General features: G+C 66.9%; 8 protein-coding genes and 1 pseudogene. 6 read left to right on the plus strand and 3 right to left on the minus strand.

Annotated elements, in window-relative coordinates:
* Nucleotides 1-4: 4 nt before the first annotated feature.
* Complete coding sequence (locus ACQPXB_RS22410) at nucleotides 5-4,165, minus strand: amino acid adenylation domain-containing protein (RefSeq protein ID WP_432855469.1); 4,161 nt, start codon at nucleotides 4,163-4,165, stop codon at nucleotides 5-7.
* Nucleotides 4,166-4,395: 230 nt separating this feature from the next.
* On the opposite strand from ACQPXB_RS22410, the gene ACQPXB_RS22415 reads away from it, so the two are divergent.
* A protein-coding gene (locus ACQPXB_RS22415) for an IS3 family transposase (protein ID WP_432848885.1) occupies nucleotides 4,396-5,555 on the plus strand; the annotation gives its coding sequence in 2 pieces (ribosomal slippage) (nucleotides 4,396-4,674 and nucleotides 4,677-5,555; 1,158 coding nt in all).
* Between the two features lie 51 nt (nucleotides 5,556-5,606).
* Here the strand turns inward: ACQPXB_RS22415 and ACQPXB_RS22420 are convergent.
* Nucleotides 5,607-6,617: pseudogene (locus ACQPXB_RS22420) on the minus strand (macrolide family glycosyltransferase); the annotation flags it as partial.
* A gap of 380 nt (nucleotides 6,618-6,997) precedes the next feature.
* Between ACQPXB_RS22420 and ACQPXB_RS22425 the strand changes: the two are divergent.
* From ACQPXB_RS22425 to ACQPXB_RS22445, 5 genes are all read left to right on the plus strand, one after another.
* Nucleotides 6,998-7,780 (plus strand): SDR family NAD(P)-dependent oxidoreductase, encoded by a 783-nt coding sequence (locus ACQPXB_RS22425; RefSeq protein WP_386955724.1) that lies wholly within the window; start codon nucleotides 6,998-7,000, stop codon nucleotides 7,778-7,780.
* A gap of 139 nt (nucleotides 7,781-7,919) precedes the next feature.
* Complete coding sequence (locus tag ACQPXB_RS22430) at nucleotides 7,920-9,044, plus strand: IS701 family transposase (RefSeq protein ID WP_432856633.1); 1,125 nt, start codon at nucleotides 7,920-7,922, stop codon at nucleotides 9,042-9,044.
* Nucleotides 9,045-9,265: 221 nt separating this feature from the next.
* Nucleotides 9,266-10,082, plus strand: a protein-coding gene (locus tag ACQPXB_RS22435; protein ID WP_432854596.1) for an IS5 family transposase whose coding sequence is annotated in 2 segments (ribosomal slippage) — nucleotides 9,266-9,615 and nucleotides 9,614-10,082 — 819 coding nt in all. Because the reading frame shifts where the segments join, the coding sequence is not laid out codon by codon here.
* A 219-nt stretch (nucleotides 10,083-10,301) separates the two neighbouring features.
* A complete protein-coding gene (locus tag ACQPXB_RS22440; RefSeq protein ID WP_432855472.1) occupies nucleotides 10,302-10,511 on the plus strand; it encodes a hypothetical protein in 210 nt (69 codons plus the stop codon).
* Between the two features lie 43 nt (nucleotides 10,512-10,554).
* Nucleotides 10,555-11,154, plus strand: coding sequence for a hypothetical protein (locus tag ACQPXB_RS22445; RefSeq protein ID WP_432855475.1), 600 nt, complete (start codon nucleotides 10,555-10,557; stop codon nucleotides 11,152-11,154).
* Nucleotides 11,155-11,793: 639 nt separating this feature from the next.
* Here ACQPXB_RS22445 and ACQPXB_RS22450 read toward each other — a convergent pair.
* Nucleotides 11,794-12,021, minus strand: a complete 228-nt coding sequence (locus ACQPXB_RS22450; RefSeq protein WP_432855478.1) for a hypothetical protein — start codon at nucleotides 12,019-12,021, stop codon at nucleotides 11,794-11,796.
* Nucleotides 12,022-12,179: the final 158 nt, after the last annotated feature.

Here is a 12,179-nt window from a genome sequence, read left to right on the forward strand (position 1 = left end):
CTGACTACGCGTTGAGCAGGCGGCGTAGATGGTCGGCGATGAGCGCGGCGCCGTCTGGCTCCACGACGTCGTGGTGGCGTCCGGGGATGGGGATGATCGTGAGGTCGGGGCAGTGGTCGCCCCAGCCGAGGGCAGGGTCGTCCGGTTGGTCGTCGGGCTGAGGGGTCAGCCATGGGCGCCGGTCGGTGGCCCGGAACAGCACGACCGGCCCGAGATAGGGCTGCTGGGGTGGCTGGTAGTGGATCAGCGCCGCGGTGTCTTCGGCGAGGGTGAGATGGCTGTGCAGGAGTCCTGGGCTGACGCTGTCACTGATCCCGGACCTCTTGACCGCCTCCGTGAAGAGGGCGATCTGGTGGGGGCCGTCGCTGGCGGCGAGAAGGTCCAGGTCGAGGTCGACCGAGCGGCCGTGGAGGCTGCCGACGTAGTCGGCGACGGTGCCCAGTGCGTTCGCGGCGACCTCCCGACGGGTTTTTTCGGCCCGACGCCAGGGGGGAAGTGTTGTGTCGAGCAGGACGACCGGGACGGGCGCGGCGCCGTCTGAGGTCAGTCGGTGGGCCGTTTCGAACGCGGCCAGCCCTCCGGCTGACCAGCCACCGAGAACCGCCGGTGCGGACAAGAGCTGGGCGTATCGACGTGCCCGGGTGGGGATGTCGAATGCGTCTTCGACGCGTTCCATGCCGTAGCAGGGGCGTTGGGGCTCGAGTTTCCGGGCGATCGGCGCATAGACCGCCGAGTTACCTCCGGCGGGGTGCATCAGGTACAGCGGACGCGCGGACCCGCTCGCTTTCAGGCGGCGCACGAGCCCGCCGGACGGATTGCGCTGGCGGTCCCGGACGATTTCGGCGAACTGCTCGATGGTGGGGTGGGCGCGCAGGTCAAGCGCCGTGATCGGCCGGCTGACTTCGGGGGTGATGACCTCGAGGATCCGCGCGATGTGTGCGGGCGGCGCGGCGGCGAGGTCGGTGTCGAGACCCGTGTCGGTTCCCCATACCTCGGAGGCGACGCGCAGGACCAGGCGCTCGGCGTCGTCGCGGCCACGTGGTGTGACAGGCCGTGGGACCTCGGCAGCCAGGTGAGCGGCCAGCCCCGCGACGGTGGGGTTTGCGAACACCTGCCGGACGTCAAGGGTGACGCCGAGGACGGCACGGGCGCGGGCGGCGAGACGGGTGGCGAGCAGCGAGTGGCCACCGCGCTGGAAGAAGTCGTCATCAGCACCGACCTCGTCGACGGCGAGGACTTCGGTGAACAGTGCCGCGATCGACTTCTCCATCGGTGTACCTGGCTGCCGGGACCTGACTGCGGACTCGAACCTCGGCGCGGGAAGCGCGTCGTGGTCGACCTTGCCGTTCGAGGTCAGGGGGAGCGTGTCGAGGCAGATGATGGCGGTGGGGATCATGTGTTCGGGAAGCCGTGTAGCCAGGAAGGCGCGCAGTAGCTCCGGGTTGTCCGGGCCGGGGCTGACGTAGGCCACGAGATGGTTGGTGCCTGTGGGATCGGGACGTGCGACCACAGCGGCAGCCGTGACGTCGGAGTGCTGGACGAGCACCGTCTGGATCTCGCCAGGCTCGACTCGGAACCCGCGGATCTTGACCTGGTCATCCATGCGTCCGAGGAACTCCAGCTCGCCCTGGCGGTTCCAGCGAGCCCGGTCGCCCGTGCGGTACATCCGCTCGCCGCCGGCTCCGTAGGGGTCGGGCACGAACCGCTGTGCGGTCAGGTCCGGCTGGTCGAGGTAACCACGGGCCAATCCGCTGCCGGCGACGCAGAGCTCGCCCGCAACTCCTACCGGCACCGGGCGAAGCCGTTCGTCGAGAACGTATATCTGCGTCCCGGCGACAGGTCGTCCGATGGGGACGGTGGTTTGGTTCGGCGAGACTTGGGTGACGGCATGGACGGTGGCGAACGTGGTGTTCTCAGCCGGGCCGTATGCGTTGATGATGTCGAGGTCCGGACAAACCTCACGGACCCGCCTGACCGCATCGACGGACACGGCCTCCCCGCCGGTCCAGACTTCTTCAAGGGGCGCGAGACTCTGCGGCATTTCGTCGGCGATCACGGCGAACAGCGCAGCCGTGACGAACAGGCTGGTGATTCCGTGCCGGTTGATCAGTGCGGCGATGTCGGTAATGTCGAGTCGCCCGGCAGGAGCAAGCACGGCCGTGCGGCCGCTGAGCAACGGCGTCCACAGCTCATGGCTGAACGCGTCGAAGGTCATCGGCGAGTGCACGAGGACACGATCATGGGCGCCGTAGATCAGACGCGGGTCGAGGACCATCTCGGCCAGGTTGCGGTGGGTCAGGACGATGCCCTTGGGACGACCGGTCGATCCGGATGTGTAAATCACACAGGCGGCGTCGTCGGGGTCACGATCTGGCTCGATCTGCTGCGGGGCCGTTTTCGCGGACAGGTCCTCCACGCGCAGCACCGCGGTCGTGGACGGGATCTCGAGTTCGCCGTGGCTGGTGGGATCGAACTCGGCAGTCGTGAGCAGCAGCTCGGGCCGGGCGTCCTGCAGCAGGAACCGAATACGCTCCGCGGGCTGAGTGGTATCGAGCAACAGGTAGGCCGCGCTGCTCTTCAGCACCGCCAAGATCGCGAGGACCAGATCAATTCCGCGCGGCAGCGCCAGTGCGATCCGACGTGGCGCACCGCGGTGCCGCGCGGCGAGGTGTGCCGCGAACCGGTCGCTTGCCTCGTCGACCTCCCGGTAGGTCCATGATCGGTCGGCGGTGACGACCGCGATGGCGTCCGGGGCAGCGGAGACCTGTGTGGCGAAGAGGCCGGTGATCGTGCGCGGTCCGGTCAGGGTGTCGGCACCGCGGCCCCAGTTCGTCAGTAACCGTTGTCGCTCGCGTGAATCCACAAGATCGAAGGAGCCAATGGGCCGGTCCACGGTGGAGGCGGCGAGCTCGCCGAGGAGCCGCAGGAAGCGGGTGTGATGCGTGGCGACGTCTTCGGCGTCGTACAGCTCGTCATTGCCCTGCAGATAGGAGCGCAGACCGCGTGATCCAGGTCCGTCGTCGAGGAACAGCGTCAGGTCGTGGACCGGGTTGGTGGTCATCGTGCGCCAGGTGACCCGGTGACCGCCGATCGTGAAGGCGTGGTCGAAGCTCTGCAGATTCACGGTCATGCTCAGCAGCCCGGCAAGGCCACTGCGGATCCCGAGATCCTGACACAGCTGTGTACCACGGTAGCGCTGGTGGGCCAGGGCTCCACGAATCTGCGAGCGGGTGCTCTCCAACAGTTCGCCGACCGTCGTGTCTGAGTGGACCCGCAGCCGGAGCGGCACGACGTTGGACATGAGCCCGCAGCCGGACGCCTGTAGCTCGGTCGGGCGAGCGGCGACCGGGTAGCCCAGGACGATGTCGGTCTGACCCGTCATGCGGTGCAGGAACGCTGCAGCTGCGGCAACGGGGACTAGGGACCGCGACCGCGAGCCCACCTGTCCCGCCAGGTCGCGTATCGCGTCGAGGTCACCGGCGGGCATGTGCTTGGCTGACCAGACGATCTCGTCTGCGGGACGCGTTGGCCGACGGCCGCTGAGCCGGCTGGGTTCGGGAGGCGCCTCCAGCTGGCCGGTCCAGTACTCCTTATCGGCGCTGAATTGTTCGGAGGATTGATAGGACTGCTCGGCCTGGACGATGTCCCGCAACGGGGCGAACGGTGTGGGCCCTACCTGGACATCCGCGATCAGAGCGTCGTAGATCGCGGCTACCCGCGCCACGACAAGGCGCATCGAGGCCCCATCGGTGATGATGTGGTGAAACCCGAAATACCAGGCAAACCGGTCCACATCCAGCATAAGCAGAGAAAAGGTGAACATCGGACCAGAATCGGGACACATCGGGTCTCGCAGGTCGGCGCGTATCCATCGTTCGGCTGCGGCGAGCGGGTTGTCCTCGGTGCTGACATCCACAACCGGGAACGTCCAGTCCACCGTGGAACTGATGACCTGCACGATCTCGCCGTGCTGCTCGATGAATCGCGCGCGCAGTGCCGGCGATTCATCCACCACCTGGCGGAGGGCACGCTCGAACAGAGCCGGGTCGATCTGTCCGTGAATCTCGATGTACTCGCCGAGCCGGCACGCTGATGACGCGGGGGCCAGGCAGGCCATCATCCACATCTCCCGCTGCGCGGGTGACACCGGCAGAATCTCATCCACTGTCAACAACCACCTGGTGCGTGACTCAGGACGCCCGCCGCACCGATTCGGCGACGACTGCCTCGATGGCGTCGACCGCCGTGGTGGCGCCGTCCGCCGGTACTGCGTCGGCCGCGGCGCGGCATGCCTGTGCCACTGTCTCAGAGGTCATGGATTCGCGTACGGGTCTGCCCAGGGTCTGGTTGACACCTCACCTGTGAGGCTTCGGCCTCGCATGGAAGGATGTCACCGTGCCCAAGCCCTACCCCCGTGAGTTCCGTGACGACGTGATCGCTGTGGCCCGCCGCGGCGAGGTCCCGTTGAAGCAGGTCGCCAAGGATTTCGGGATCTCCGAGTCGTGTCTGGCCAACTGGCTGCGCGCGGCCGATGTCGAGGACGGCACCCGGCCCGGCGTGACCCGGGATGAGTCCGCTGAGCTGCGGGAACTGCGGAAGCGGAACCGGTTGCTGGAGCAGGAGAACGAGGTCCTGCGCAAGGCGGCGGCTTACCTGGCGCAGGGCAATCTGCCGGGAAAATAGTCTTCCCGCTCGTCCGTGACCTGGCTGCGGCCGGCGCCCCTATGCGGGTGCCGGTCGCGGTGACGTGCAGGGTGCTGGGGATCTCCCGGCAGGCCTACTACCAGTGGTGTTCGTCCCCGGTCTCGCAGCGGGACTGGGACGACGCGCATTTGATCAACGCCGCGCTCGAGATCCACTCCGATGACCCGGCCGACGGCTACCGGTTCATCGCCGACGAACTCGCCCGGCGCGGATTCACCGCCTCGGAGAACCGGGTGTGGCGGATCTGCTCGATGCAGCAGATCTTCTCGCTGCACGCCAAGAAGAAAGGACGTTCCCGCAAGGCGGGTCCGCCGGTGCACGACGACCTGGTCCGCCGGGACTTCACCGCCACCGCACCGAATACCAAGTGGCTGACCGATATCACCGAGCACCCCACCGGCGAGGGCAAGCTGTATCTGTGTGCGGTCAAGGACTGCTACTCCAACAAGATCGTCGGATACTCCATCGCCTCGCACATGCGGGCCTCACTCGCCGTCAGTGCGCTGCGCAACGCCATCGCGCTCCGAAACCCACGCGATGTCGTCGTCCACTCCGACCGCGGCGCCCAATTCCGATCGGTGCCCTACCAGCGCCTCCTGCACGCGCATGGGCTGACCGGGTCGATGGGGCGGGTCGGCGCCTGCGGTGACAACGCTGCGATGGAATCGTTCTTTTCGTTGCTGCAAAAGAATGTTCTCGACACCCGGAGGTGGCGCACGCGTGAGGAGCTCCGGTTGGCGATCGTGTCCTGGATCGAGACAAAGTACCACCGCAAACGCCGCCAACGCGCCCTGGGCAAGCTCACCCCAGTCGAGTTTGAGACCATCTACACCACCGCAGCAGCGGCCTGAGAAACAGCCAACTCCGGTGTCAACCGAAGTCTGGGCAGACCCTACGGCATTCCGCAGCGCGACGGGTGTTATCTGACCGGGCTCGAACACGGTTGCGACACCCGCTTCGGCGAGCATGACCGCGTTGTCGAACTGGTCGATGGCCTGCGGCACCGCGACCATCGGCACCCCGAACGCCAACGCCTCCGACGCGCCACCAGGTCCGGCATGAGTCACGAACACAGACGCGTGGCGCAGCACCGACCGCTGGGGTACCCGCCGGTGCACCTCGACATCGGATGGCAGCGGTCCCAGGTCCTCCGGGTCGATGTGGCGGGTGCCCACCGAGAGGACCAGGTGCCACCCCTGTCCGCTCAAGGCGGCGATGCAATCGCGGAAGAAGCCGATGGAATCAGTGAATGCCGTACCCAACGACACCAGCACCAACGGCCGCTCGGGTGCAGGCCACGGTTGCTGCTCGGGCCGCCTGTCGAGGCCCGGACCGACGAACGTGTACACCGACGGATCGAAACGCTCGGGTTGCGGTTGCAGTAGCCGCGGTATGAGCACCAGACACCGCGACGGCCGGCGCAGAAACTCCACAACCGACAACGAGATTCCCTGTCTTCCCAGCCAGCCGGCGAATCTCGCGCGGATCTCCGCCGCATCCGGAGTCTCCGCCATCACCGGCAGCCACTCCGTCGGCCGATGATCATCAACCGTGCTCACCCGGGCCGCCGCCAACTTCACCGCAGGCAAACCCCAGCGCAATGCCAGGGCATATCCCGCGTACGCAGTCGCCTCGTACACGACGACATCAGGACGATCATCGGTGAACGCGTCTTCCAGTTGCGGCAACGTGCGCTGGGCGTAAGCCAAATTCATGCCGAAGACGAACGTCGCAAGATCGACCGGTTCGCCATCCGCAGCCGGCATCACGGTCTTTGGCTGGTCACGGATCACTGGCGTCGCACCCGTCGAGGCGATCAGCTCGGCGAACTCCGCAGTGACCGGGCAGCTCACCCGATGACCCCGCAAGACCAACTCGTGAAGAACGCCCCGAAGTGGCTCGATGTGGCCCATCGCGCTGACCGTCACGACCAGAACGTGCAAAGCTTCACTCCCCGCTCAGTACTCAACGCGGAACAAAGTGGGTACTGCCGCCGACATCCGATGGGCACGGCGCGCACGTCATCTGACCCGCGAATACAGCCACAGCGCTGCTGCCAATTGATCTTCCTCTGGTCTCGACCCTACCCGGCTCTGTCCGGACGTTGTGTGTGACAACCGATCCATTTGCCCGAGGTGCCATCAAGGCTGCGCACCCGGACATGTTGTGCGTCACTACGAATAGCGCACACGTGCCGCACGCGAGCAACCTGAGAACCACTTCAGTACGGACTCGCGCTCCAAGGAGACGCCATGACCTCGACGCTCAGCCGACCGCAGCGCGGAATTGAACAGTGAGCCGCGCCGAGGCGGTGCCGGACTACCTCGATCAGCTTCGACTCGACGGACGTGTTGTCGTCGTACTGGGCGCGGGCGCCGGAATCGGCCGCCAGACCAGCCACGCGCTGGCCCAGGCGGGAGCCACAGTGGTCTGCGTCGGCCGGCGCGCCGAACCCGTCGAGACCGTGGCGAAGGAAATCGGCGGCCACGCCGTCACCGGCGACGTCACTCGTCGCGACGACATCGCACGCATCTTCGCTGAGGCCGCCCGGATCGGCCCGGTCAGCGGACTCGTCGACATCGTCGGCAGGGCACTCCCAGGCTCCGTGCTGACCTACGACGACGACTGCTACGACGAACAGTTCGACGTCGTTCTCCGACACGTCTTCCTGGCCCTGCAAGTCGGAGGCCACGCCCTCGCCGAAGCGGGCGGCGGGTCCATGGTCTTCATCGGCTCGGTGTCCGGACAGGAATACCTGCCGAACCAGGCCCTCTACGGGGCAGCCAAGGCAGCGCTCCACCGCCTGGTTGAGTCGGCCGGACGCGAGCTCGCGCCACGCGGCGTCCGCGTTAACGCCGTGGCTCCAGGCTTCACCCACACCCCCCGCCTCGACGAACTCTTCACCCAAGACCAGTGGACCGCAGTGAACGCAACCATCCCACGCGGCCACGCGGGCACGGCATCCGAAATAGCCGGCCCGGTCCTGTTTCTGCTGTCGAGCCTCGCTAGCTACCTGAACGGGCAGACGATTACCGTCGACGGTGGCATGACCGCCAGCTTCAACGGCCGGTTCTGACCGGTCGTCGGACACGGCCTTCCAGTAGCGCGCGCCGGAAAACAACACTTAGTACTGCAACGACACTTCGTTATGAATCGACCGGCGTGTCGGTTAGGCTCGGGTTCGACGGTCGTGTAGTTGATCTTGTGTGCTGGAGATGGTGACGGACTGGTCGGCGCGTTTCGCTGCGTTCGCGGGGCGGTTCGCGGAGCGGTTTTCGCGGGTGGAGCCGCGGCGGCAAATGGTTTCCTACCTGCGGGGGCTGCTGGCGGAAGCCGAGCGCAAGAACGGCTGGACCCTGGCAGAGATGGCCGGTGAGACGGGTCCGCAGGGCATGCAGCGGCTGCTGAACTTCTACGCCTGGGACGCCGAGGGCATGCGTGATGATGTGCGCACTGCGGTGGTCGACGTGCTCGGGGACGCCGAACGTGGCGTGTTGATCGCCGACGAGACCGGATTCGTGAAGAAGGGCACGAAATCCGCCGGCGTGGCGCGCCAGTATTCGGGCACGGCTGGGCGGATCGAGAATTCGCAGATCGGCGTGTTCTTGGCGTACGCCTCGGATCGGGGGCGGGCTTTGATCGATCGCGAGTTGTACCTGCCGAAAGAGTGGATCGCGGATCGGGGAAGGTGCGCTGCAGCCGGTATTCCCGACGACGTCGGATTCGCGACCAAGCCCGAACTGGCACAACTGATGGTGGAACGCGCGCTCGCCGCGAGAATCCCGTTTGCATGGTTCACCGCCGATGAAGCCTATGGGCAGGTCGGGCGGCTACGGCTCTGGCTGGAAGAACACGACATCGCGCATGTGCTCGCAGTGCCCAAGTCCCAGATGGTGATTTCCATGGATCTGCGGCAGCGGCGTGTCCACGCCGTCATCGCGGACGTCGACCCGGCCACCTGGCAACGTCTGTCCTGCGGCGATGGCGCCCACGGGCAACGGATCTACGATTGGGCCGCCGTCGACATCCGCCCCCTGCGCCGACCAGAAGTCGGCCACTGGCTGCTGGCCCGCCGCTCAGTCAGCGACCCCACCGAGATCGCCTACTACATTTGCTTCGGCCCCGCCGCAACCGACCTCCAAGAACTGGTGCGCGTCGCCGGAACCCGCTGGGCAATCGAAGAAAGTTTTCAAACCGCGAAGAACGAAACAGGGCTCGACCACTACCAGGTCCGCCGATACCAAGCATGGTATCGGCACATCACCCTCTCCATGGCGGCGGCGGCATTCCTCGTCATCACCCGAGACGCCGCGAAAAAAGGGGATCCGCACCCGGTCTGATACCGCTCACGTCCAACGAAATCCGCAAACTGCTCAACCGCGTCACCGCACCGATCCGCCACACAATCCAGCATGCGATGCACTGGTCACGATGGCGACGCTCCAGCCAAGCCCGAGCACGTACTAGCCACTACCGACGACGCGGCCATCACGAAGTGTCGTTGCAGTATTAGAGCGTGTCTTACGTGGTGATCAACGACTGATGCGTCATGATCTTGGTTGTGGTTGATCGTTTGTCGTTGCGGCTGGTGCCGGACGAGCTGTGGGACCTGGTGGAGCCGTTGATCCCGGTGTTCGTGGCGCGTCCCCAGGGCGGAGGAACATCGCCGTTGGAACCGCGGCAGGTGTTCACGGCGATCGTGTACGTGCTGACCAGTGGGTGCGCGTGGCGGGACCTGCCGCCGTCGTTCGGGGTGCCGTTCCAGACCGCGCACCGCCGCTTCGCCCAGTGGACCGAGGCTGGGCTCTGGCGCGAGCTGCACCATGTCCTCCTCGACGAACTCGGGAGCAGGGGCTTGCTGGACTGGAGTCGCGCGATCGTGGACGGTGCCTGTGTTCGCGCGAAAAAGGGGATCTCTGACCGGTCCCAGCCCTGTCGACCGGGGCAAGCCGGGCTCGAAGATCCACGTCTTGTCCGATCGCGGCGGGCTGCCGCTCACGGTCGCGATTTCCGCCGCGAACACTCACGACTCACACGCACTCAAACCCCTGGTGATGGCCATCCCGGCGGTGAAGTCCCGTCGCGGCCCCCGGCGGGGCCGGCCGGCGAAGCTGCATGCAGACAAGGCCTACGACCAGCGCGCGCTGCGCCACTGGGTCAGAACCCAAGGCATCGGCGTGCGGATCGCCCGCAAGGGCATCGAATCCGCCGAGAAACTCGGCAAACACCGGTGGGTGATCGAACGGACGATCGCCTGGCTGACCGGCTACCGACGTCTCACCCTGCGCTACGAACGCAAAGCCGCACACTTCCTCGCCTTCCTTCAACTCGCAGCCGCCGTGACCTGCTGGAAGAAACTCCGAAAACTAACCACATGAGACAAGCTCTTAGCGCGTTGACGCTGGACCGGGGTGGTGGGGCCACCGGGATATGCGCGAAAGGGGCAATGAGCTCCTGAGTGTGCAGGTCCGGATGTTTGTCGGCATAGAACCAGCGCGGTTCGCGGTGACCGCCGGCCGGTGTCGTACCTACTGCTCTACCGCGTGCCGGGTCCGCGCGCACCGCCATGCCCGCGGCGCCGGCCGGGACACCGCGGGATGGTCACCAGCGTGGCGGTGCCGCGGCTGGCGCAGGTAGCTGCCGAGACTCCCGGCCTGTCCGCCGCCGTCGCGCAGGGCTACCTCGCCGTGCCCACCCAGCGGCCGCCGATCGCCGCCGACCCGCTGCTGGCCGACAACGCGTTCGTGCACTTGACCGCCGCCGGCCGCGATCTGCTCGCGGGCCTGGAACCCCGGCTGCTGGGCTGACCCCGCCCGCGCCAGTGACAAGAGCCGTCCTGTGAACGTCCGCATGAGTCTCGAGGCGAAGTTCTCCTCGACCTGGCCCGAGCAGGAGGCGCGCCGGATCGCCGATGCGTTTGCCCTCCGCCGGGCCACCTCCGCGTGGGAGATCGCCTCGCTCGTCGATGGCGAGCTGAACCTGGCACGCGTGTGCCGGGTGCCGCCGGGCCGGATCCTGCACGTCGTCGGCGACACCGACCTCGCCAAGCAGCTGCGCAACCTCTACCGCAGCGGGGCCGTGGCGGGCTGGGAACTGCGGCCCGCCGAGCCCACTCGCACGCTGCTGGAAGAGGTGCGCGAGCGCCTGGCCGCGGACGGGACGGGTCCGAACTTGTGGTGCGAGAAGCTGCTGCGCCTCGGGTTCGCGCACGCCGAAGAAGTCACCGCCTGCCCGGACGAGGCCCTGCTCGACCTCGTCGGCCTCGGCCCGCGGGCGCTCGCCGATCTGCGCGCCGCGCCGCCCTACACCGCGCCGAACCCCGCCGCCGACGGCCTGCACGGGCCGTCGATCGTCTCGGGCACGCCTCGGCCGACGCCGGCGTCCGCGGCTGGTTGGTCGGGCACTTCGCACCAGCGGAGAGCGGCCGGCACGCCGACGAGGTCGAGGTGAAATGGGTACACCACCCTGCCGGCGAGGCGCGCGCCGCGTGGAGCCCGCCGGTCGATGCCCGCGCGCTCACTGTGCTGGTGGCCGGCGGTCCCTTTCGTCTCGACGTCGAAGAGGAGGTCGTCGAGCTGCGGCAGCTCGGCGACTACGTCCTGTTCGGCCCGGGTATCGCGCACGCTGGCAGGCTCTGGGCGAGGCGACGATGCTCACCGTGCGGTGGGCCGTCGGCAACGGCGCACCTGCAGGTTTTCGACCCTGAAAATGAAAAAGGGCCGGTGGGACACACCGTGATGTGTGGCCCACCGGCCCTTGGTGGTGATTCAACAGTGAGGAGTGGCGGTCGGTCGAGATGCCTTCACGGCGACCCAATGTGCTCCGGCGCGTTCACGGGCAGCCTCGTTGCGTGCGTCGGCGCGCTGCTGGGCCTCGTCGGGCGCCAACGCTGGCCGACCTACGTTGTGGCCGCCGAGCCGCCCCGACGTCGACGGTGCTCCCGCAAGCAAGCCCTGCTCAGCTTCGGGAGACGGGAGCCCTGCCGCTCGTCAGGTTCAACTCCCTTGACGCGGTTCAGGGCTCACATGTTGTTGGCGATAAGTGCGCCGCGGTTTTGCCCGCGGCGCACTTATCTCGAGAATTACACGACTAGTTCTGCACGAGCCACCAGCGGAGTGCGCCACCACTGATCGTGATCTGCTCGCAAGAGAGCGAAGCGCCCGGGTGCACGGTCTCGTAAATCGCCAGCGCGGCTTGGCACGCGTTCGGGTTGTCGTAGCTCGCGATCACCGTCGAGGCCGAGGCGATCGCGTTCCCACCGAGGACCAGCGCACCGGCGACCAGTCCCGTAGCGAGGGCCTTGCTGCTGAGTTTCACGTCTGTTCTCCTATTTTCGCACGCGCTCGAAGTGTCATCGGGCGAGTCTGTGTTGATCTTGGCACGGCGACGGGGAAGATCCGGCGCGTTTGTCGCCTCCTGAGAAAGCAGGGAAGCAGCGTTGCCCTACCGACCAAACCCCCGGCCCGCCAAAACTG

It is taken from the genome of Amycolatopsis sp. CA-161197 (assembly GCF_050942255.1).
Classification (GTDB): Bacteria; Actinomycetota; Actinomycetes; order Mycobacteriales; family Pseudonocardiaceae; genus Amycolatopsis.